This is a genomic window from Vibrio sp. Isolate33, from assembly GCF_022397895.1.
Lineage (GTDB): Bacteria > Pseudomonadota > Gammaproteobacteria > Enterobacterales > Vibrionaceae > Vibrio > Vibrio pomeroyi.
Genome location: NZ_JAKEUP010000008.1, coordinates 66,134 through 90,068, shown reverse-complemented (window position 1 = coordinate 90,068; position 23,935 = coordinate 66,134). Strand labels below are relative to the sequence as shown.

General features: G+C 45.2%; 16 protein-coding genes. 5 read left to right on the top strand and 11 right to left on the bottom strand.

Going from position 1 to position 23,935, the window contains the following annotated elements:
* Positions 1-6 precede the first annotated feature (6 nt).
* Both L1D37_RS13345 and L1D37_RS13340 read right to left on the bottom strand, forming a co-directional pair.
* On the bottom strand, positions 7-5,235 hold the full coding sequence (locus tag L1D37_RS13345) for a cadherin-like domain-containing protein (protein ID WP_239848202.1): 5,229 nt from the start codon (positions 5,233-5,235) through the stop codon (positions 7-9).
* Positions 5,232-6,869, bottom strand: coding sequence for an Ig-like domain-containing protein (locus tag L1D37_RS13340; protein WP_239848201.1), 1,638 nt, complete (start codon positions 6,867-6,869; stop codon positions 5,232-5,234). Before L1D37_RS13340 ends, L1D37_RS13345 begins: the two co-directional genes overlap by 4 nt.
* Positions 6,870-7,272: 403 nt before the next feature.
* Here L1D37_RS13340 and L1D37_RS13335 point away from each other — a divergent pair, with 403 nt between their 5' ends.
* The 4 genes from L1D37_RS13335 to L1D37_RS13320 all read left to right on the top strand — a co-directional run bounded on the left by L1D37_RS13335 (position 7,273) and on the right by L1D37_RS13320 (position 11,881).
* On the top strand, positions 7,273-8,580 hold the full coding sequence (locus L1D37_RS13335; RefSeq protein WP_176681950.1) for a TolC family outer membrane protein: 1,308 nt from the start codon (positions 7,273-7,275) through the stop codon (positions 8,578-8,580).
* Positions 8,580-9,197, top strand: coding sequence for an OmpA family protein (locus tag L1D37_RS13330; RefSeq protein WP_239848200.1), 618 nt, complete (start codon positions 8,580-8,582; stop codon positions 9,195-9,197). Before L1D37_RS13335 ends, L1D37_RS13330 begins: the two co-directional genes overlap by 1 nt.
* 136 nt (positions 9,198-9,333) lie before the next feature.
* Positions 9,334-9,684: a DUF2750 domain-containing protein gene (locus L1D37_RS13325; protein ID WP_012603863.1), complete on the top strand. Its 351-nt coding sequence runs from the start codon at positions 9,334-9,336 to the stop codon at positions 9,682-9,684.
* 163 nt (positions 9,685-9,847) lie between these two features.
* Positions 9,848-11,881, top strand: a complete 2,034-nt coding sequence (locus tag L1D37_RS13320) for a diguanylate cyclase (RefSeq protein ID WP_239848199.1) — start codon at positions 9,848-9,850, stop codon at positions 11,879-11,881.
* Here L1D37_RS13320 and queC read toward each other — a convergent pair.
* Together queC and queE are read right to left on the bottom strand one after the other, a co-directional pair.
* Positions 11,841-12,536 carry a 7-cyano-7-deazaguanine synthase QueC gene (gene queC, locus L1D37_RS13315; protein ID WP_239848198.1) on the bottom strand — a complete coding sequence of 232 codons (696 nt, stop codon included), beginning with the start codon at positions 12,534-12,536 and terminating at the stop codon, positions 11,841-11,843. The two genes, L1D37_RS13320 and queC, sit on opposite strands and share 41 nt — an antisense overlap.
* Before the next feature lie 62 nt (positions 12,537-12,598).
* Complete coding sequence (gene queE, locus L1D37_RS13310; protein WP_345779439.1) at positions 12,599-13,267, bottom strand: 7-carboxy-7-deazaguanine synthase QueE; 669 nt, start codon at positions 13,265-13,267, stop codon at positions 12,599-12,601.
* 185 nt (positions 13,268-13,452) lie between these two features.
* Here queE and L1D37_RS13305 point away from each other — a divergent pair, with 185 nt between their 5' ends.
* Positions 13,453-14,262 (top strand): Cof-type HAD-IIB family hydrolase, encoded by an 810-nt coding sequence (locus L1D37_RS13305; protein ID WP_239848196.1) that lies wholly within the window; start codon positions 13,453-13,455, stop codon positions 14,260-14,262.
* Positions 14,263-14,338: 76 nt separating this feature from the next.
* Here the strand turns inward: L1D37_RS13305 and L1D37_RS13300 are convergent, their stop codons facing one another.
* From L1D37_RS13300 to acnD, 7 genes are all read right to left on the bottom strand, one after another.
* Complete coding sequence (locus L1D37_RS13300; RefSeq protein WP_239848195.1) at positions 14,339-15,751, bottom strand: phosphatase PAP2 family protein; 1,413 nt, start codon at positions 15,749-15,751, stop codon at positions 14,339-14,341.
* A gap of 348 nt (positions 15,752-16,099) precedes the next feature.
* Positions 16,100-16,579, bottom strand: a complete 480-nt coding sequence (locus tag L1D37_RS13295; protein WP_239848194.1) for a GNAT family N-acetyltransferase — start codon at positions 16,577-16,579, stop codon at positions 16,100-16,102.
* Positions 16,580-16,765: 186 nt separating this feature from the next.
* Positions 16,766-17,167 carry a glycine zipper domain-containing protein gene (locus L1D37_RS13290; protein WP_017631231.1) on the bottom strand — a complete coding sequence of 134 codons (402 nt, stop codon included), beginning with the start codon at positions 17,165-17,167 and terminating at the stop codon, positions 16,766-16,768.
* Between the two features lie 237 nt (positions 17,168-17,404).
* Complete coding sequence (locus tag L1D37_RS13285; RefSeq protein ID WP_239848193.1) at positions 17,405-17,851, bottom strand: hypothetical protein; 447 nt, start codon at positions 17,849-17,851, stop codon at positions 17,405-17,407.
* Positions 17,852-18,013: 162 nt separating this feature from the next.
* Positions 18,014-19,918 carry a propionyl-CoA synthetase gene (locus L1D37_RS13280; protein WP_239848192.1) on the bottom strand — a complete coding sequence of 635 codons (1,905 nt, stop codon included), beginning with the start codon at positions 19,916-19,918 and terminating at the stop codon, positions 18,014-18,016.
* A 115-nt stretch (positions 19,919-20,033) separates the two neighbouring features.
* Positions 20,034-21,206 carry a 2-methylaconitate cis-trans isomerase PrpF gene (gene prpF, locus L1D37_RS13275; protein WP_239848191.1) on the bottom strand — a complete coding sequence of 391 codons (1,173 nt, stop codon included), beginning with the start codon at positions 21,204-21,206 and terminating at the stop codon, positions 20,034-20,036.
* Positions 21,207-21,215: 9 nt separating this feature from the next.
* On the bottom strand, positions 21,216-23,870 hold the full coding sequence (gene acnD / locus L1D37_RS13270; RefSeq protein ID WP_239848190.1) for a Fe/S-dependent 2-methylisocitrate dehydratase AcnD: 2,655 nt from the start codon (positions 23,868-23,870) through the stop codon (positions 21,216-21,218).
* Between the last annotated feature and the right edge of the window lie 65 nt (positions 23,871-23,935).

The following is a 23,935-nucleotide window of genomic DNA, read 5'->3' as shown; positions in this document are numbered from 1 at the left end:
TTTTTATTAAAGTTGATCCGGTAAGTTAACGAACAACTGACTCACCAAATTGGTCAAATCACTATTCGTAATAGAACCATCTACTGCACTATTAACTGAGTCGAACTGATCGCCTACATTATCAAGAACAATCTTTTGAGTTTGACCTGTATTATCTGTGTTTTCTGAGATGGTAATGACAAGGTCTTTATCACCACTGCCGTTATCTACCTTTTCAATTGTAATATGTTCAAGAAGATCAAACATTGAACTTTCGTTTGGTAACAACTCAGAGATATCAAGATGGTCTTCCCCTAGAGCAAAGTCGGTTATCGTATCGACATCATCTTGGAACGGTTGATCAACCCACTTGAATAGATCGTCACCGTCACCACCCGTTAAAATATCATCACCAAGACCACCGATAAGCGTATCTTCACCACCTTGGCCATAGAGGATATCTTCACCTAGACCACCGACAACGGTATCATCTCCACCACGGGTATCGCTATCAGCGTTAAACAGTTCATGGTTACTCTTGATGTACTCATACACTTCCATGTCTGTCGGTTCTGTACCGTTTGACATCTGCAAGAACGTCGTTAATGCCTCCATGCCAGAGCCATCCGGCAATGAATCTGGGCGAGTTAAGCCCTTCTCATCCCATGGTAAGTTATCAGTATTGATAACATCAGCAAACAAGATGTCGTCTCCAGCATCACCGCTCAGATCATCATTCCCCACAGGCAATAGCGTGATTTCGTTACTACCTTCCTCAAGTGCTGCATCTAGACCTTGACTGGACTGAACGATCTCGACGTTACCTGTTGTACTAGATACCGTCTCAATGGCAAAATTGTCCAAATAAACATCTGCAATAAGACCACTTTGATCTTCGTAGACAGAAAGTACAAGCTGGTATTTACCTTCATGTAAAAGCTCTGTTTCTATCGACCCGGTGTTACTTCCCGATGAAACACTTATCCATGATTGAGTTTGCACATCATATTTCTGGACGCTCCAACTGAATACATCACCACCACCAAAGTCATCACCTTGTGACGCTTCAAATGTCAGTACCGAAACTTCACCGTCAGCTACAACAAATTCAGGGCTTGTCATGGATGCCGAACTGGAAGTGTCACCAGAATCTGTCAGTAAGACCCTTGAATTCGTCAGCTCCGCAGTGCCGCCAGAAACCGTAAAGTTACTTAAGCTCCAGGTTTCACCTGTACTTGAACTAAAGTTTGCTAGTTGCGTTGTGGTTGAAGAATAGGTGTATGTAGAACCATTCTCATTGGCAAAATGCTCAAGTATTTCAGAGTCAATTCCATCACCAATACCGATGGTTCTTACTTTTGAAACGTCAGCCAATTCGTCAAAAGCAGAAATCGAGTCAGCAAACTCATCAAACTCTGTGGTAGAGCCACCACTACTAGAGTTGTTTGAGACTGTTGGTTTACCATCGGTTAAGAAGAAGGTTAAGTTTTCATAGCTCGATGGTTGATCATCATCTTCAAACCAATCTTTAGCAGAATCGAATGCTGCTTCATAGTTGGTTGCACCATCCGCACTTAAAGCATTTATCGCGGAATTTACCGTCTGATCCAAGTCTGATTCATCCAAGTTTTGCAAGTCTATTTGTATGCTCGCACTAGCCTCAAAACCAATCAACGCCAGATTTATAATACCCGGATGAGATGCAATATCCGCCAACATAGCAATAAGTGATGCTTTCACCACGTCTAACTTGGATTGGTTGCTATTACTGTTCAATGCATCTTTCATACTTCCAGATGTATCAACCACCAAAGCAATATTGTAGTTAGTTGGTGCGACTGAATTATCTTGTACGCCACCACTATCACCTAACAGCACATCATCACCGTCAAAGCCAATGATCGTGTTTGCTGCATTCATATCAAGACTTGGCGTAACGATCGTGCCAGTTTGAGTATCGGCGAAAATCTCAGAATCTAATGGTTGGCCTTGGCTATCAACCTCTTGAGCGCCTGCTGTAACAGTTAGTACTGGTGTCGTATTTACAGGTGCTTCGACGATCACTGTAAGCTTACCTTCATCATCAAGTTCGTTCGGGTCAATAGACCAAGTTCCATCAGCTTGTTTAGTACCAACAACGAGTGTCACATCTGATGGAACATCACTAACCACCAGAGAGCTCACTTCTTCACTACCATCATTGTCGTTTAGGTCGACATCGATATTTAGCTCGTAAACTTCTGCCACTTTGACTAGGTTACCGTTTTGAACTTCAAACTTACCATCTGAGAAGTACAACGCTTCGATACTATAGAAATCATGATTGGCGTTACCTGTTCCAGTATGAGTTAAGCGGAAATCTGGAGCCTCAACTGTACTAAAGGTGTAGTTAGTACTTTCGCCAGCTAGGTATGCCACATCATTACCTGAACCGCCATAGTATGCTGTACTCGTTGTTGGGCTACGTGAAATAAGAACATCATCGCCAGATTCTCCAGTATCATCACCCAACAGGTTAATACTTGTTGATGCATCTATACCGCCAACCAAAATGTCACTACCGTCACCGCCTTGTAGGTTTTCAGTTAAGACCGTAGATGTACCATCATTTCCGACAATAATGTCATCGCCTTCTCGACCAAGTACCTGCATATGATCGCCACTGCTGTATACAACAGTATCATTGCCACCAAGGGCATCTAGCCAAGCACCACTTGTAGTCTGAAGATGGTTGTCGTCGCCATCAGCAGTTGGGTCTACTGCCTTGTTCGCCAAGCTAGATTCGATGCTTGAAACAATAGAGTCTGCAATATCACCACTTGCCGTTGCTAAATCTGCGCTAACGGTTAATCCATTGCTAACAGGAGTTACTGTTGTCGTTACAGTTGCTGTATCAGTCAAACCATCGTTATCAATGATCGTGTAGCTAAAGGAAGCAGTGCCCGTAACACCAGAATTTGGTGTGAACGATATCTCTCCCGTATTGGCATCATACACAACCGCCCCTTCACTAGAGCTAAACCCATCAGAGACAAGGGTAAAGGTGTCGCCTGTATTCGGGTCATAATCGTTAGCTAGAAGTAACGATGAATTTACGGTTAACGACTGTCCTTCTTGAACAGACAACACATCACCAATCAATGGGAAATCGTTTAAGTCATGTTCCCCGTTGTTGTAATTACCATTGCCATCCACTGTACCCAGGTTGATATCTAGATTAGCAGCTCCACCTTGGTCCCAATAAACGATTTCAATTGAATGGTAACCATCGCTGTCAACGGCAAATGAACTATGCAAAGTAGTCGTAGAGGATTGGTTTTGATCAACCGTAGCAACTGCTACGCCATCAACTAATATCGTGTAACCATCGTCAGCTGTGACTTTGAAGGCGTAATCGCCAGCTTCTAGGTAAACCGAGCCACTCATTTGAACAACACCATCAGTGTGATCGCCTACTGTACCCACAACAGAGGTAGAGTCATTATTTAGGAAGTCTTCAAATTGAGTTTGAGAACTTAAGCCGTCGTTATTTCCGTTTAACGTATAGTTGATATCTTTTGCTTCAAATGTAAGGTCAGCATCTTTGCTGGCAATAACATCCAATGCATCTTGAACCGAGTCGATGTTGCCATTAACAGTGTCATTAGAACTGTAATAGTAACCAGATAAGCCATCAAATACAGACACCGTGTCATCTTGAGCAACTGGATTAGCGCTAGTCGTATTTGATGTAACAGTAAGTTGAGCAACTTCGTCACTAACTAAACCACTAGAATCCACCGACTGATAGTCAATTTCTTCTGATAATTCAGCACTGACTACGTCAACACCTTTCAGCGTAATGTTTGAATTTTTATTCGGATCGTCAGAGCCGTCTTGAGTCGTAAATACTCTAAGCTCTGAGAACCCACCGTCGACTTGAACATTAACGGTGACATTACCATTGTTATCGATGGACAGTCCGTTCTCACCTGATTCATCGCTATCGAAGAAGAACGTCCCGACAACATTACCTGCTTCATCAAGAGCGATAACTTCAATTCGACCACCGGCGTTGTTATTGGCATTGTAATTACCGTAAACACTACCAAAATCGATATTAGCTTCAGTAATAGAAGCACCCGTCGCAGAGTAATCAATTGAGATGTACTCTTGTGAACCACTACTAATTACATCAAGTTCGCCACTGGTCGCTGTTGCGCTCTTCGATACACCGAAACCGTCTTCTTGGTTATTGCTATCGTAGACAAGGTACGACGGCGTATTGTCAATGTTATCTTCCGTCGGTGCCGAACCATCGTATAAACCAGCACTAATAACCACACTACTCCGCAAGTAGCTAACGCTATTCATACCATTACCAACTTGATTTTGGAAAGTACTTGCAACGAAGTCTAAATTATCGATAGCATTCTGATCCTGCTCATACTCGATTTGAGCATCACTGCTGATGATATCTCCAGCATTAATTAGTACTTTGCCACCGCCACTTACATCGTAAAGGTCCCCGAATAGTGGCTCCTCAAGAATCTTCACATCAACAGGTGTGCCAGAAGCGTCATCTTCAACGTCGCTAACATTATCTTGGCTTCCCGATTGGCCACCATCAAATGTAAAGAATGCCTCTTCATTGTTGTCTAAACCTACAGTAAAATCTTCGGCTGTTGGTGGATTATCATCGTTTTCGATGGTGCCCGTCGCGGTCTGATCACCCACGGTCAGCGTGAACGTTTCATCGCTTTCCAGAACCGTATCTTCCGCTCCCGCTACCGTCACCGTGAAGCTCGCCGTATTCGCTGGGACCGTGATGGTGCCGTCGTTGTGATCATCGTTTTCGATGGTGCCCGTCGCGGTCTGATCACCCACGGTCAGCGTGAACGTTTCATCGCTTTCCAGAACCGTATCTTCCGCTCCCGCTACCGTCACCGTGAAGCTCGCCGTATTCGCTGGGACCGTGATGGTGCCGTCGTTGTTCAGGTACACGCCGTCGCTGAACGTCACATCGCCGTAGTCACTGCTATCGGTCGTGCCGTCCGTCAGGCTGAACGCGTACGTTTGTGCCGTGTCGGCCGTATTGCTTAGGGTCACGTCGAACGCCAGTGCGTCGCCTTCTTCCTCGCTCACATCCGCGATGTCATTGATCGTCGGTTTCGCATCATCGTTTTCGATGGTGCCCGTCGCGGTCTGATCACCCACGGTCAGCGTGAACGTTTCATCGCTTTCCAGAACCGTATCTTCCGCTCCCGCTACCGTCACCGTGAAGCTCGCCGTATTCGCTGGGACCGTGATGGTGCCGTCGTTGTGTACACGCCGTCGCTGAACGTCACATCGCCGTAGTCACTGCTATCGGTCGTGCCGTCCGTCAGGCTGAACGCGTACGTTTGTGCCGTGTCGGCCGTATTGCTTAGGGTCACGTCGAACGCCAGTGCGTCGCCTTCGACCACTTTGGTGCTGTTGATAATCGACACGGTTGGACGATCGTCGTTGCCACCGTTCTCACCACCATCGGTGATGGTCGCCGTGCCTGTGCCTTTGCCTGTCGCGCCAGAGTCGCCCTCAACGCTCACGCTGAACGTCTCGTCGCCTTCATACACGTCATCGCCTGTCGTCGCCACGCTCACTTTCAGCTCGGTCTGACCCGCTGGGATTGTGTAGCTGCCGTCATCGTTCGGTGTCACGACCGTCACACCATCTGCCAACGTCACTACCATGTTACCGATGTCGTCCGATTCCGCTGTATTAGCGCCTGCCGTTGAGCTCGTCAGGTTCACCGTCACTGCCGTGTCCGCCGCCTTATCTAGGCTCACGGTGAACTCAGCATTGGAGCCTTCACTAACGCTCACGGTTTCTGTGATTCTCACATATGGGACAGGCGTAACCCCAACATCAACAGCAATAATATCCGTACCACCTTCACCATCACTGATAACGACTGTAAAACTATCAGAGCCGTTGTAGTTTTCGTCTGGCGTGTAAGTCCAGTTACCATTTTCATCGACGACTACAGAGCCGTTTGACGGATCTATGCCTTTTGTGAATATTAGCGAGTCACCATCCGTATCTGTTGCGTTTAGCGTTCCGCTTATTGGTGTGTCTTCGTCGGTGGTTACTGAAACGTCATTGCCAACAGGAGCATCATTGACAGGAGCTACACCAATATTAACTGTGATTGTATCGGTGCCGCCTTGGCCGTCGGAAACAACAACAGTAAAACTGTCATCGCCGTTGTAATTTTCGTTTGGTGTGTAAGTCCAGTTACCACTCTCGTCGACGACGACAGAGCCATTTGATGGGTCTGTCGCTTTGGTGAAAGATAGAGAGTCACCGTCTTCGTCTGAGGCTGAAAGGGTTCCGTTTATTGGCGTGTCTTCATTTGTTGTAAAAGAGACAGTGTCACCTACTGGTGAATTATTATTATCAGCAAAAGTAGGTTCATTATTAGGTTGTTCAAACGAACGGAAGGCATCGAGGAGACTGAGGCTTTGAGTGCGAGACATACCTAGCGCTTCAAAACCTGTGGTTACAAATTCGGTACCTGGAATAGTTTCTTCGCCATCACGTTCAATGGTTCCGCTGGTACTCAAGCTAGAACCATTCTGACCAGCAGCGGTCGCGAACTCTTCACCGAGTTCTGTTGGGTCTTCGCCTTCTTCTAAGGCAGCAAAAATATTTGCGATATCTTGGTCAAGTTCAACTTCCCCACCTTCTTCTGGTGAAAAGCGTTTCACTGATACCTGAGGATTATTGGGTTCATTTGAGGATTCAAGAACGACATCACCCGCCTGGAGCGGTGCACCTTCTTCTAAGATTTTAATCGTACCATCTACCGAGATAACAATGCGCTGGCCAAGTGCTAAAGCTCCGCCCAAATTCAATGTCGTCATGTCCATATAAACCCCTAAAACCCATCTCTTGTCATTAACGTCAAAATAGTGACATCATTTTTATAATATTAGTTAGAATATAACATCTAAAGTCACATAATTCATAGTTATAGATACATAATTTAACAACCTCTAGTTTAGCTTAATGACTGTCATCACACTAAGTAACAAATTAGGTGCTTAAAACATCGATATAAGTTATTGTGCATGCAGAAAATAATACGAACATTAATGAATGATTTAAGTGCTCAAAAACAACATAAAACGCACGACGATCGGTTAACAATTTTACAACCATTTACGGACGCTTTTCTAGCGAACGTTATTTTTTTGGCGGTCCATCTGAATTTCGTATCTCGCACATCAAAAAGCGTAGGTTTAGGTGCTGTCCAATTTGGAGAAATGGAAATTGAACTACATTCAAACGACAACATTAGGGTTAGCTATAGCGCTAAGTTTGCCAACAGCAGCACAAACCCTAGAGCAAGCCGTTGCGTTTACTTTAGAAAGCAATCCTGAAATCAAAAGTGCTTATAACGAATATATCAGCAAGCGTTATCTTAACGACGCTTCTGGTGGTGCTTATCGACCAAGTATAGACTTAGATGGTGGGATTGGTTATGAACATACTGATCTTGCAACCAACCAAGACACTACCGATCTGACTAGGAAAGAAGCAACAATCACGCTCACTCAACTCATTTGGGATGGTGCTAATACGTCAAATGATATAGATCGTACCGCAGCCGATGCAGAATCTGTGCGCTATCAATTACTGTCTAATGCGCAAGATATCGCATTAGAAGTGACTAAAGTTTACCTCGATGCAGTCAAAGCATACGAAGTGCTTTCGCTTTCTGAGAACAACCTAGCGACACACAAAGAGATATACAGCGATATCCGTAAACGCGTTGAATCAGGCATTGGTTCAACAGCAGATATGTCTCAAGTTGAGGCTCGTATTGCAAAAGCACACGGCAACCTACTCGCAGCTCAAAACAACCTGTTTGATACCCACACTCAATTCAAGAGACTTGTTGGGCAATCTCCGCTAGGACTAACCTTCCCTCGCGCTGATGCCGGAGCTATTCCATACACGGTCGATGGAGCACTTGCCAAAGCCTTTAACCAACACCCCGTGATTAAAATTGCACAAGCAGATGTGGACTCTGCGAAGTTTCAATACAAACAGTCGAAGAGTACCAACTACCCGACTGTTTCTTTTGAAGCAGCGCAAACCTGGCGTGATGATGCTGGCGGCACGGAAGGCAGCAGTGATGAATTCTCAGCCATGGTTCGTTTAAGGTACAACCTTTATAATGGCGGATCTGATCAAGACCGTGCTGAAAGTGCCGCTTACCAACTCAACAAAGCCAAAGACCTTCGCGAGAGCACTTACCGCAATGTAGAAGAGAGCCTACGCCTTTCATGGAGTGCACTGGATTTGACCGTTCAACAGAAAGAGTTCCTATCTGACCACGTAGACTCGGCATCAGATACAGTTATCTCGTATGAGAAACAATACCGAATCGGTAAGCGAACCCTTCTCGATTTACTTAACACTGAGAATGAGCTGTTTGAAGCTCGTAAAGGCTATTTGGATGCTAAGTATGACGAGCAATACGCAAAATATCGCGTAATGAACGCAACTGGTAACCTATTGATTGGTTTGCGAGTTGAAATCCCTGAAGAATGGAATGAGAAGGTGGAATATTAATGAAGCTTACAAACACAGTATTATCGCTTTGCTTCATGGTTGTATCTGCCCATGCTTTAGCTGAAAACAATGAAGACGAATTTGAATATCGCGCTCTCCCGCCCGTCACTCAAATTTACGACCTGCAAGATGATGACAACGATGGCGTAATCAATGCACGTGATTTATGCCCAGATACGCAAATTGGTGCCGAGATAGATAACGACGGTTGTGGTTCATATTTCGAATCATCAGAGAAGAAAGAGCTCCACATACTCTTCGCCAATAACTCTACGGAAATTAACCCGGCTTTCCTTACCCAGATACGCCAGATGGCTGCATTTTTGAAGCGCTATGAAAGTACGACCATCGAGTTACAAGGTTATGCCAGCAAGGTGGGTAATGCCGCACACAACTTGAAGCTATCTAAACAACGAGCATCGAATGTAAGGCGCGCACTGATCAGTAACGGCATTCAGCCTTCGAGAGTCAACATCGTTGGCCATGGTGATGTTGAGTTCAGTAGTGATGACACCGAAATCAACCATGCACTTCACCGAAAAGTGGTGGCTTCTGTGGCTGGATTCAAAGGTAACATCAAAGAAGAGTGGCATATCTTCACTAAAATTAAAAAGTAGCTTCAGTACTACTTTTACCATACTGAAACGTTCTCTTAAGTTAACGTTTCAGTATGGTGATAATTCCTTGAATAGCATATACCTAAGCCGTCTATAATGTTAATCTTGCCTCGTTATCAACATAGAGAATTAATCCATGAGCAAACTAACAGCTGATACTCAAGCAAATCTAGAACTTTTCGTTTCTGAAACACAAGAAACCAAACTGGTATGGGGCCTTCGCAATGAAGAAGGTTGGCTAGCATGTGACTCAAGTGAATTCGAAAACAGCGAAGTGATGCCTTTCTGGTCTTCAAAAGAAGACGCTCAAACTCACAACGTTGAAGAGTGGGCTGACTTTGAAGTACTAGAAATTCCACTAGATATCTTTGTAGAAGATTGGTTACTGACTCTTGCTGAAGACGGCGTTCTTGTTGGTATTAACTGGAATGCGACACTAGAAGGCAAAGAGCTTGAGCCTTCTGACCTAGCGAAATTATACATCTAATTTCCAATATCGGCCGTGCGAATACGTACGGCCGATATACCTCTGATAATACTCGTTAAATTCGAGAACCTCCTCGCACAACCTCCTACATACATCACCCAAAAATTGAAGCAATATCAAATTAATCATAGAATATCGCTCTTTATCTAACTGATACTTTCTTGTGATTCACTCTGCTTTCGTTACCTTTCTTCTTTTCATTAGTTTTAATTCTTATAGCCAAGTATCGACTTCAGATCGTGACCACAAGTCATCCAATTATTCTTCCAATTTAGACGCTAACACCACTCCCAACGCTGATTGGAATGCGCTTTACCTCTCGACTTTGAACCACTCTCCTGAACGTGCGTTAAACATGCTGCAGACACGTTATACGAGCTCAACGGTTTACGGAGATAAGCTTTACCTATCGTCTCTTTTGTATCAATACATGAGCCATCGCGATCAACCATTCTATGGCATAGCTTCGAATGACAGCGAATATCAAGCAATTGAAGAAGCGTTTATTTCTGCTCTGATGAAAGACGGCAAAGGTCAATATGAAGAGGCACAACAAGGCTTTTTGACTTTGCTGGCGAAGATGCAATCACGCAGCGATTTAACGGGAAGAGCGCTACTGAAATACCAACTATGCCGCTCCCTTAACGAGCAAGCGAAATATCATCAAGCGAACTACTACTGCTCCGCTCTTCAATCCGATCTACATGACATCGCAGATCCAGTCTTGCCTAAATTTGGAACTTATCGAGTCATCGCCAACAATCACCATTTCCGTAGTGACTATCAAGCAGCGCTAAGCACCTACCTCGCATTGATCAATGTATTCCCACAAGGGCATGATATTTCAGGAATATACAATGATGTGGGCAATTTACTCAAAGAACTCAAGCAATACGATAAATCGGCGCAGTACTTAGAAGAAGCGCTGGTACTCAGGGCTGATGCTTCTGACTTAATGAAAGCTCAAGTGCATCATAGCTTAGCTGACCTTTACCTAAATCAAAGGAAAAATGATTTAGCGATTACCCATTTTAAGCAAGCTAAAGTGTTACTGAGTGCATCATCTCATAGCTACGGCATCGCTCTAACCAATCTTGGTTTGGGTAAGGCTTACACACAAACCAATGACTATGATCTAGCGAGAAGCTATTTAGTCGACTCTCTTTCAGCTTCCAGCGAGCTCAACAACGATGTCATTCGAATCAACGCTTACTTGGCAATCAGCGATATGTTCGAAGAGCAAAAACTAATGGAAGAAGCGCTCAATTATGCACAACAAGCGTTAGAGTTAGCTGAGCAAGTTGCTAGACATAAATACATCGCAGGGGCCCTTCTTCAGCTTTCTGATATTCATCAATCACTGGCCGATTACCAGCAAGCGTTTTACTTCTACCAACGCTACTCGTCCATACAGATGGAAGCACGAGACATTGATAATCGATTAGCCTTCGAAGCATTAGACCTAACTCACGCTCAATATGAGCAAGAGTTGGAAAACTCTTTTCTAACACATCAGACGAAGCTCGACCGCCTTCAAATTGAAAAGATGGAACATCAAAGGTGGATGTACAACATCATTGTGATTCTATTGCTGTGTGCTGCAAGCTTTACGGTATTGGTAAACAGAACCGTTCGAGCTAAAGCAGCCATTGACGCAATGACCAAAGCATATGGCCGCACCGAAATAATACGAAGAATTAAGCGAATAAAACGTTGTCCAGAAAAGGACAAGCAACACGTTCTTGTTTTGCTGGACTTAGATAAGTTTAAAAAGATAAATGACCAACATGGCCACCCTACTGGCGACAAAGCGCTGGTTCATGTTAGTCAGCAAATAAGAAAACACTTAATGAACGGTGAATTGTTTGGCCGTTTAGGCGGCGAAGAGTTTGTCATCATGCTGACCGATACAAAGCCTTCTGAAGTACGGGAGCGCGTTGAGGAGTTGCACTACGCTATATCAAGCACTGTCTTCTTATCAGAAAGCAAAAAGCCACTTAATGTGACCGCGAGCTTTGCTTACCTAGCAACCTCAAACGCATTAAGTGACTTTGATGACTTGTACTCAGTTCTTGACCAAGCACTTTATCAAGCGAAGAGTAATGGCCGAAACTGCATCATCGATGCCTATAACGACCCAATAGACTTACCTGATGTTATTTATTCTCAGCCTGTTTGCGAACCAACTCAGCCATGATGCTTTCACGGTCACCGAGGTAATCATTAAGGCCTACTTTACGTAATTCACACGCAGGGCAATCGCCACAACCATCACCGATAATGCCGTTGTAGCAAGTCAGGGTTTTGTTGTGAACAAGCTCAAGTGCTGAGTATTGGTCGGCCAACGCCCATGTCTCAGCCTTGTTCAGCCACATCAGTGGTGTTTTGATATCAAGCTGCTTGTCCATGCCTTGCACTAACGCAGAGTTCATCGCTTTTACGAAATCATTGCGGCAATCTGGGTAGCCAGAGAAGTCAGTCTCACACACACCAGTAATTACAGTTTCAGCGCCGATCTGGTACGCGTAGATACCTGCCAGCGTTAAGAAAAGAATATTACGACCAGGAACGAATGAGTTCGGTAATCCGTTCTCTTGTAGCTCGTGTGATACTGGAATATCGTCACGCGTTAGAGAGCTGATCGCTAGCTCATTCAACAGAGTCACATCCATCACTTTATGTGCTTTCACACCAAGCTCTTTTGACAATGACTCAGCCACTTCAATCTCTAGTCGGTGGCGCTGACCATAATCAAATGTAATTGCATGAACCTCGTCATACTCTTTTAATGCTTGAACAAGACATGTTGTTGAGTCTTGACCACCACTGAATACTACAACTGCTTTTTTCATTTTCATTCCTACCTAAAACTGACGAGCTATCTACAATCTAACCGACTATGCGATCTAACCTACTACGCGATGCTCAAATACTTGTGAGTTTGGATTGATAAACGCCAATTGCGCTCAATGCAGGTATCAATACAAAGCTGTGTCGCGCGATCTTTTTGGCTAATCGGTTGCAATGCGATCACAGTGTCGCTCGAAACAGCCGCTCGCTCTAGTAAACCATCTAGCTGTTCGATGTCTTTTCCGGTTCCTACTGGATGTTTAATCTCGTTAGCGCGTCGTAAGGCACTGTCTAAGATTTCCAGTTTCGCTTTCATTGCTACTTTTGGTGACACCGTAACCCACGTATTGCTTGTTGCTTTAACTTCTGATGTACCGCTAGTCTCAATCTGACAACGACAACCGTGTTGCTCAAACGCTTCAGTAAGAGGGACAAGATCATAAATGCACGGCTCACCACCAGTAATTACAATGTGCTTAGCCGTGTAACCTTGCTTGATGTATTCATTGACGATTCCTTGGGCATCAATGGCTGACCAAGTGGGTGAATCCTCTGTCTTAACCATGATATCGCCAAGGCTAGTTTCATCTTCTGGTAATGCTTCCCAAGTCTGTTTGGTGTCGCACCAAGAACAGCCAACAGGGCAAATTTGCAGACGAACAAAAATAGCAGGAACGCCAGTAAACACGCCCTCGCCTTGGATGGTTTCAAACATTTCATTAATCTTGTACAACTTTCCCTCAGCTCAATCATTTGATGAAATTAATCAACCGCAGACCTTAAAGCACTTACCTCTTTTGGTCAAACAAATGAGTACTGATAAATCAGTTGATCAAAGCCCTAGCCTGAAGTTTCAAGTTCCCTTATCCTTTCGCCCATTAGATTTCGTTAGCTTTTAATTTTTTAGTAAGGAACAACATGTACAAACTGATTGCTCTTGATATGGATGGCACACTGCTTAACAGTGAAAAAGTGATTTCTCAAGAGAACAAAGATGCGATTGCTAAAGCTCGTGCTGCAGGTGTGAAAGTGGTTCTGGCTTCTGGTCGCCCTTTAGAAGGCATGCAGAGTAAGCTAGATGAGCTATCAATCAACGGCGAAGATGACTTTGTGCTCTTCTACAACGGCTCTATGGTTCAGAATGTGTCGACAAAAGAGATCATTCACAGCGAGATCAGCAATGGTAAAGCCGCGAAAGAAATCGCAGCACTTGCTACACAGCTAGGTGGTTACGTTCATGCATTCAGCAAGGTTCATGGTTTAATTACGCCAGAGAACAACGAATACACTGGCATTGAAGCACGCATTAATGGTTTAGAAATTACCGAGTTCGACTTTTCTCAACTAGAAGACGATCACGAAATCATCAAAACCATGATTGTTGCTGAGCCAAGCAAGTTGACCGAAATCATCAGCAAGTTGCCACAAGAACTTAAGACTCAGTTTACCATCGTGCAAAGTGCACCCTTCTTCTTAGAGTTCTTAAACCCAAATTCAAACAAGGGTGTCGGTATTGAAGCGATTGCTAAGCACTTAGGTATTAAAGCCGAAGAAGTGATCTGTATGGGAGACGCTGAAAACGACCACCATATGCTCGAATACGCGGGCCTTGGTATTGCAATGGATAACGCAATGGAAGAAACCAAGAAGCTAGCTGACTACATTACAGCAAGCAATGACGACCACGGTGTTGCTGTTGCGATTGAAAAGTTTATCTTCAACTCGTAAGCATTCGAATCGTATCGTTGAAACAAAGAAGGCTGTGCAGTGCACAGCCTTCTTTTATTTAACACGAGTGGTTTAACTATTTCCTAGCCCAAGGCAGACGGAATGCGACAACACCAAATAGAATCAATATTGGAAAACGTAACGTTTCGACAATAAATGAAGCGATGCCACTAAAAGAGACGAAGCTCCCTGCCCAACTGATCAACAGGTTACCGGCAAGTAACATCGCAATAACCCCAACTACGACCTTAAATGAGAACTGACCGGCCAAAGGCTTTGAATCCGTTAACGTCACCAAACAAGCAATCGTCATCAAAATAGCCACCCAGAATGAGAAGGTTGGCAGTGGCCAGATAACGGTTAGAACAATTGATAGTAGGCACAGCCCCCACCAAACGCCTTTAGAACTCAATAACACACTGATATCAACATCAGGCTTGGTGTCTAACCTCACGATATGCCACGTTGTTAACGCACCTAATATGCCTCCCATCAAGACATCGCTAAAGAAAGCACTGCCTGAGTAAGACTTAAACAACATTATCCAAAGCAGACCGGCTAGCACAATCAACAAGGATTTTTGCTCAAACAGGCGTTTAAGCTTCCAAAGCACCAACAAAGTTAAACTAACCCATAAAGCCGCTAGTTGGCTTGGAAAACTATAGCCACTACTCATCACTAATTTCAGTGTTGGAAGATAAGCGTGCGGACGTGGAAAGCCAAAGCCTTGGTGAGCAATTAGCGTAAGCAGCGTTACTGATATCAACGTAAAACCAAACTTCAACGCAAAATTACGGCCAAAATGCCAAGCAATCAACGGCAGGATAATGATGAAAACCCAAGGCTTTGCGAGTAAGTCAGTCAGAAGTACCGTATAAGAAAACACACTCGGTAAATTATCGAACGTGTTTTGAAGTGAAACAATCCAGCTCAATTCAACTTGATGAACTTTCGGCGCAGCGCCCACCAGCTCAGTCACATAAGTCACTGGCTGATCCGTCGCGGAAAGAAACAGTTCGTTAATCTCAGACCACTGTTCTGGGTAGCGGTATTGGTTTGCTTCCAACTCAGTAGGAGGAAGTAACATCGCTCTGCTGACCTCTACTCCATAGTGAGGAGCAAACCAGATAGGAAGTTCAAAACCACCTAGCTCATTTCGAGCTTGATAGCTGATCACTTCAGAATCAGAGACACAGTCAAACACAACGGCGCTATCGGTGTAACCCAACACATCACCAACGGTGACGGACAAACCGGCCTCTTCCCAAGTTTCACGTTGCGCTGCAATCGCTGGCGGCTCACCAGAAACAACCGTGCCACCCGGCAAAGATAATTGACCCGTGATCAGTTCATCAACCAACACAATTTGGTTATCAGCACGCACTACACATAAGGCGCCCGCAATATGATCAGGCAAGGTGTTGCTCGCCCAAGCGGAAGTAGTACTCAAAAGAGAAATAATAAGAACTAATAAATATCGAATAACCAACGAATTTACCTAAAAATAATAGAAAAAAATAAAGACTGCTAATGCTCGAGCCTAGGGTCTGCTGATCTTTTGTGGTGAAATTTTGTTCGAGATAAAATCGTTTTAGGCGCGGCGAAGAGTATGTAGCCTAGTCATTCTAAGCAAATAGTCTTCAACAAAGAATAAAACGGTTTTAGCCGAACCCTTCGGGCAGCATTTGTGGTTCATTTCTAATACATTATCGGTTTTCATCTAGGCTAGCTATATGTCAAAGCCTCTGCCTTGTATGAATTCCCCACAAAGTGCTGCAAAAATCAGCGCGGAAGGTCAACAGACCCTATTGTAATCAAACCCACATAAAATCGCTGTCTATGTTTTATTCAAAGCCTTCCTCATCCATTGAATGTGAGGTGTGAACCCCATTTTTTGATAGAAGTCCTTGGCAGGTGAATTAAAATCCCAAACCTCAACAAAAACCTGAGTCACTCCGTAGTCTTCAAAAGTAGACTCTACACGATTAAACAGCATCTGGGCGACTTCTGCTTTTCGGTATTCTGGCAAAACAAAAAGCTCATCGACACTGCCCATTTGAACCGGTTTGCTCACAGTAGAAATCAGCTCGCAAAAATGTCCCGAAATGAAACCAACAATCAGTTCACCTCTTAACGCTACATACACCAAGCATTCAGGGTCATCTAAGTATCTTGCAATACTCTTCTCCTGCTCTATCTCTTCTGCTGTTTTAAAATGCTCAGGACAGGCAATGTGATGGTGGTGGTGAAGATCGAACATTAACTCGTTAAGTTGTTCGAGATCGTTATGCTTTGCAGCCCTTAAAGTGACGTTCATGACAAGTACGCTTCTTAAACCCAATTAATATCTAAACAGAGTCTAGTTTACTTGCAGTGAGTATCTATACAAGCTATTGAATTAATTCGTTGTTTGAACTGAGTGTTTTAAATACAGAAATGGCCACATAAAGTGACCATTTTTGATTTAGATTGAATTGATTAAGCGTGAATCAGAGAGCTGACGTTATGCACCGTTGTCATCTTTCTCTTCTTTGAGGTCAGCAAGCTGCTGCTCCAGTTCAATAAGCTTAATTTCTGCTTCGACTTCTGCAACTCGCTTTTCAGCGTCAGTACGATTGTCTTGTGCTAGGCCGTCTGCTGTCACTTGAGTTCGTTGAGCATTTCGCGCGTCGTCGGTATCTTTCATAGAACCCGCAACACCACCGGTCACACCACCTAACGCTGCGCCCTTCACGGCTAAACTCGCGTCTCCAGTCAAAGCGCCAGCTGTCGCTCCTAATAAAGCACCACCAACAGCGCCACGGTTACGTGCTGCGTTTTCATTTTCGTTATCCATTGCCGGTGATGCACAACCAGAAAGAGTCACAATCAGTGTCGCTAAAAGGAAAGGTTTTGTGAATTTCATAGGAGTCTCGCTTAGTTCTTCGTTTGGAATGAAGCCATCTTAAATTGAAGCGTTATCGAGATAAATAAAGCCAAGTTTAGACGATACATAATGTTCAGCTATGTATCATTCAACCAACACATAGTTGAAATCTTACATATACCTTGGATAAGATTTGATACATCAAAAACAAAAAAGCGACCATTCAGGTCGCCTCGATAATTCTTATTTATAACAGTTCAGATTCCGATGTAGCTTTTAGCCGCGCGACCAAAAATTCTGCATAGTCGCTACGCTAGCAGGCGGGCGTACACCACAATCTCGATAATGATGTTTATCGCCTATCCCAAGTATCTTACCATTTTCCTCATCAATCATGGCCGCAACTTGAACACCGTCACCGACATGACGAGTCAGCACAACGGTTTCACCTGCTCTTTGTGATTTCACTGCGCCTAAAATTTGATATTCGTAGCGTCCTTTTCTTGAATTCACAATCATCTTGGAGTTTATGGGATCTGCCTCGTAGCCAACACCAATATCAAACACGGCTTGATACAAGTCGACACCCGTCTTGGAGACACATTTAAATATCTTAGGGTGGCTTAAAGGCTCCAGCAGCGCTCTACTCGCTTCATCCTTTGAAATACCGGCGCTCGCAGCACCACTAACAAGTAAAGTAATCAAAAAGAAGTAAGCTCGCATAAAAAGACCTCATTATTTGTATTTCATAATGAGGTCATAGTAAATGCGATGCATTGGGAGATGAATAAAGCAGAGTTTAGATAAAGCATCACGCCTAGTTATACTTCATCAAACTAAGTGTTATTTAAAGAACCAAGCCACAACTCAGATTCAACCTAGCCTTTATTTGCCGAGCTTTTCTGCAATTTCCGTTAAGCTTGTTGGGTCATCAATAGTTGAAGGCACCACGTATTGCTCACCTTCGGCTATCTGTCGGATAGTTCTGCGTAAGATTTTGCCGGAACGCGTCTTAGGCAACCTCTCGACTACCAAGGCTTGCTTAAAACATGCGACAGCACCGATCTCATTTCGAACCTTACCCACTAGCTCAGCTTGAAGATCTTCGCCATCAACTTTCACACCATCTTTCAGAACAACGAACCCAAGAGGAAGCTGACCTTTTAGATCATCGTGAATACCGACCACGGCACATTCTGCGATGGCAGGGTGGCCACCAACGATCTCTTCCATTTCACCAGTAGACAAACGATGCCCTGCGACATTTATCACGTCATCAATGCGTCCCATGATAAATAGGTAACCATCTTCATCGAGATAACCACCATCGCCCGAGACGTAATAACCTGGAAATTGGCTTAAATAACCCGATTCAAACCTATCATGGTTGCGCCATACCGTCGGCAAACAGCCAGGTGGAAGTGGTCGTTTGAGTGCCACGAAACCTTGTTGGTTAGCGAGTGCAGGCTCGCCCAACTCATTGAGGATCTCCACTTGATAACCCGGTACAGGTTTGGTTGAAGAGCCTGCTTTCACAGGTAGAGACTCAAGTCCTGTCGGGTTAGCTGAGATAGCCCAACCCGTCTCGGTCTGCCACCAATGGTCGATAACTGGTTTGCTCGTATGAGATTCAACCCAATCCAATGTTGGCGGGTCTAAACGCTCGCCGGCCATGAAGATCGACTTGAGTGATGACAAGTCATACTTGGTCAGCAACTCACCTTCTGGGTCTTCCTTCTTTATCGCTCTGAATGCAGTTGGCGCCGAGAATAGAACATCGACTTTATATTCTTCACACACGCGCCAGAATGCGCCCGGATCAGGTGTCCGCACTGGCTTACCTTCAAACAGAATCGTAGTGCAGCCATGAATCAGTGGTGCATAGACAATATAGGAATGCCCAACTACCCACCCCACATCGGAAGCCGCCCAAAATACACCGTCTTGTGGCATATCGTAGATGGTACTCATCGAGTATTTCATCGCGACCGCATGGCCGCCATTATCACGGACTACGCCTTTAGGTTTGCCTGTCGTACCTGAGGTATACAAAATATATAACGGGTCGGTTGCCAAAACAGGTACACACTCATGAGGCTCAGCGCCAGCAACAGCTTGTTGCCAATGCAAGTCACGCTCGTTGTTTAACTCTGCAAGGCATTGCTCTCTCTGGAAGACCACGACCTTCTCTGGCTTCCAACGGCTATCCATGATTGCGCGGTCAACCATTGGTTTATACGGTAGAACCTTGTTGATTTCGATGCCGCATGAGGCGGTGATCAGTACTTTAGGTTCAGCATCTTCAATTCGAACTGCAAGCTCGTGCGGGGCAAACCCGCCGAACACCACAGAGTGCACCGCTCCTAACCGAGCACAGGCTAACATTGCCATAGCTGCTTCAGGAATCATGGGCATGTAGATGACTACACGATCGCCTTTGGTGACGCCCTGTTCTGCCAACATACCAGCGGTCTTCTCCACTTGCTCGCGAAGCTCATTGTAGGTGTAAGACGACTTGATACCCGTGACTGGCGAATCGTAAATCAGTGCGACCTTATCACCACGGCCATGTTCACAATGATAATCCAAAGCCAACCAACAAGTATTCATCACCCCATCAGGGAACCAGCGTTCAATACCGTTATCGTCCGTTTGTAATGTCGTTTTTGGAGACTCATACCAATCAATGGCTTGTGATTGTGTTTCCCAGAACGAATTTGGATCTTCCCTCGCCCATTGATACTCGGTGATGTAATCCGTTTTTCTAGTCATTCGATTTGTAGCAGACATAGTGCCTCCTCCATGATTTATCCATTTTCAAGCGGCTAGCCTTTAGCAGTAGCGCTTGGTTGCACTCTTTTCTCAGCGTTGCTTTCGGAACATTTAACCGTTCACGACAATCGCTTTATTTGGGAAAAGGCACACGAATGGCACCTTCCATGATCACTCGGGCACTACGACTCATAATCGCCCTCTCAATTTTCCATCCATTCTCGGCCTGATGCGCTTTAGCACCAACCTTCAAGGTTCCTGATGGATGACCAAAGGTCACAAAGTCACGAGAGCCTCCCCCCGCCGCTAAATTCACTAGCGTACCCGGCACACTCGCCGCTGAAGCAATCGCAACCGCAGCTGTGCCCATCATGGCGTGATGCAGCTGCCCCATAGACAAAGCACGGACCAACAGATTGGTATCAGCGACAGCAACTGCCTTGCCACTTGAAGCTTGATACGCTTGAGGCTTGCCCACAAAGGCGACCTTTGGGGTGTGCTGGCGTGATTCCGCTTGTTCTAGCGAATCAATAAGCCCCATCGCAACTGCGCCATGCGCTCGGATAGACTCAAACAATGCCAAGGCGTTTGGATCACTATTGATATCTGATTGAAGCTCAGTGCCTTGATATCCAACCGATTCAGCATCAACAAAAATGGTCGGTATCCCAGCATTGATGTAAGTCGCTTTGAGGCAACCTAACTCCGGGACATCTAAGAAATCGACCACATTTCCCGTCGGAAACATCGATCCACTCGCGTCTGCCGGGTCCAGAAAATCAACTTGGATTTCAGCTGCAGGGAAAGTAACACCGTCGAGCTCAAAATCTCCCAACTCTTGGACTTCACCATCCACGATAGGCACATGAACAATAATGGTTTTCTCTATGTTCACTTGCCATACTCGCACTTCGACGACTCCGTTTTCCGGAATACGACTTGAATCGACCAAACCACTGTGAATGGCGAACGGACCAATTGCCGCAGACAAGTTGCCGCAGTTACCGCTCCAATCGACAAATGGCTTATCAATGGCTACCTGGCCAAAGAGATAATCAACATCGTGACCAACTTTACCACTCTTCGACACGATGACGGTTTTGCTGGTGCTGGATGTCGCACCGCCCATGCCATCGGTTTGCTTACCATAAGGATCTGGGCTGCCAATCACACGAAGAAGGAACTCATCTCTCGCTTTTCCCGCAACTTGCGCCACTTCTGGTAAGTCATTCAAGCAGAAGAAAACACCTTTACTGGTTCCTCCACGCATATAAGTTGCTGGGACTTTTATCTGTTTAATGTTCATCACAAGCTCCTATTGCGCGAGAAAGTCTTTGGCGAAGCGTTGTAATACGCCACCAGCGCTATACACATTCACTTCGTCTGCCGTATCCAATCTACAGGTCACTGGCACATCAAGCTTTTGACCATCTTTACGAGTAATGACTAACGCTAAATCCGCTCCCGCCTGGATGTCACCATACACATCGTAAAGCTCGGTACCGTCCAGTTCTAAAGTATTTCGATCCGTCCCCTCTTTGAATTGCAAAGGCAAAACGCCCATCCCCACTAAGTTGGTTCGGTGGATTCGCTCAAAGCCTTCAGCAACAATCACTTCAACACCCGCTAAACGCACTCCTTTAGCCGCCCAGTCGCGTGATGAACCTTGTCCATAGTCTGCGCCTGCAACAACAATCAAAGGCTGTTTACGGTTCATGTAGGTTTCTATCGCTTCCCACATGCGAGTTACTTGTCCCTCTGGCTCAACTCGTGCCAATGAACCCTGTACCACGCTTCCTGATTCCTTGACCATTTCATTGAACAGTTTAGGATTGGCGAAGGTAGCTCTTTGTGCCGTTAAGTGATCCCCTCGGTGAGTCGCGTAAGAGTTAAAGTCCTCTTCTGGTACATCCATTTTGGTGAGGTATTCACCTGCCGCACTTGAGGCTAGAATCGCATTTGATGGTGAGAGATGATCGGTGGTTATGTTGTCACCTAAGATCGCTAAAGGTCTCATACCAGAAAGGCTTCGCTCACCCGCCAACGCACCTTCCCAATAAGGTGGTCTACGAATATAAGTACTCTTAGGTCGCCAATCGTACAGCGGCTCACTGCTTAGCTGCTCTTCATCTGGCTGGAACATTTTCACGTAAATTTGTTGGAACTGTTGTGGTTTAACATGCTCGCCAACCACCGCATCGATTTCTGCATCGCTTGGCCATAAGTCACTTAGGTAGATTCGCTTACCGTTGTTGTCTGTACCTAAGCTGTCTTTCTCAATATCAAAGCGAATCGTACCCGCTAAGGCATAAGCAACCACCAATGGCGGTGAGGCTAGAAAGGCTTGTTTTGCATAGGGATGGATTCGACCATCAAAGTTTCGGTTGCCCGATAACACCGCTGTGGAATAGAGGTCGCGGTCAATGATCTCTTGCTGAATTTGAGGATCCAATGCCCCGCTCATACCGTTACAAGTCGTACATGCATAGCCAACAATGCCGAAACCCAACTGTTCAAGTTCAGGAAGCAAACCTGCTGATTCAAGATAAAGTTTGGCTACCTTAGAACCCGGAGCAAATGACGTTTTCACCCATGGCTTGCGAACCAAACCAAGTTGATTGGCTTTTTTCGCCACTAGTCCCGCTGCTACCACGTTTCTTGGGTTACTGGTATTGGTACATGAGGTAATGGCAGCGATAATTACCGCGCCATCTGGCATTTGTTCTTCGCTATATTGTTCCGCGTGTTGAGCTTTCCAAGAAGCTTGGCTGATGCCTTGCTCGGCAAGTTCACTGGTTGGCAAGCGGCGATGAGGATTAGAAGGCCCTGCAAGGTTTCGCTCAACTTTTGATAAATCAAACTCGAGTACACGCTCATAGTGAGCCGAATCGAGATCATCCGCCCATAGTCCTGTTTGCTTAGCGTAAAGTTCGACTAACTCAACCTGCTCAGGAGCTCGACCTGTCAGCTTGAGGTATTGAATGGTCTGCTCATCAATATAGAACATACCCGCCGTCGCACCATATTCTGGTGTCATGTTTGAGATAGTCGCACGATCACCAATAGTCAGTGCACGTGCGCCTTCACCGAAGAATTCTAAGTAGCTTGAAACAACCCTTTCACTGCGAAGGAACTCTGTAATCGCGAGCACAATATCCGTTGCGGTTATCCCTTCCTGTCGCTGACCGGTTAGTTTAACGCCCACGATATCTGGCAAACGCATCATCGACGGACGACCTAGCATTACCGTCTCGGCTTCCAAACCACCGACACCAATGGCAATAACGCCCAACGCATCAACGTGAGGGGTGTGACTGTCGGTACCAACACAGGTATCTGGGAACGCAATACCTTGTTTAGATTGAATGACCGGAGACATTTTCTCCAAGTTAATCTGGTGCATAATCCCGTTCCCTGCAGGAATCACACTAACGTTTTGAAACGCCGTTTTACACCATTCAATAAAATGAAAACGATCTTCGTTTCGGCGCTCTTCAATCGCACGGTTTTTATCAAACGCTTGGCTATCAAACCCTGCATGCTCCACAGCTAAAGAGTGATCAACAATCAGTTGGGTTTCGACCACTGGATTAACCTTAGAAGGGTCTCCGCCTTGATCAGCAATCGCATCTCGTAAACCCGCCAAATCAACCAAAGCGGTTTGACCTAGAATGTCATGGCACACGACACGCGCGGGATACCAAGGAAAATCTAAGTCGCTCTTACGCTCAATGATCTGTTTTAAGCTATCTTCTAGAGCAGCAGGATCACAGCGCCTTACCAATTGCTCCGCCAATACTCTCGACGTATAAGGCAAGGTTTTATAGCTGCCCGGGGATATCGCGTCTACCGCTTCACGAGCATCGAAATATTCTAAGCCCGTTCCCGATAGAGCCTTTCTGTATTGGCTATTTTCTACGCCTATATTTTGATCAAGGCTCGAGTTTTTCTCAATTTTCACATCAGACATACATCCACCATTATCTAAAATTCTATTCATTGGCTCTCAAGGACAACTCGATATATGAGTCGCCT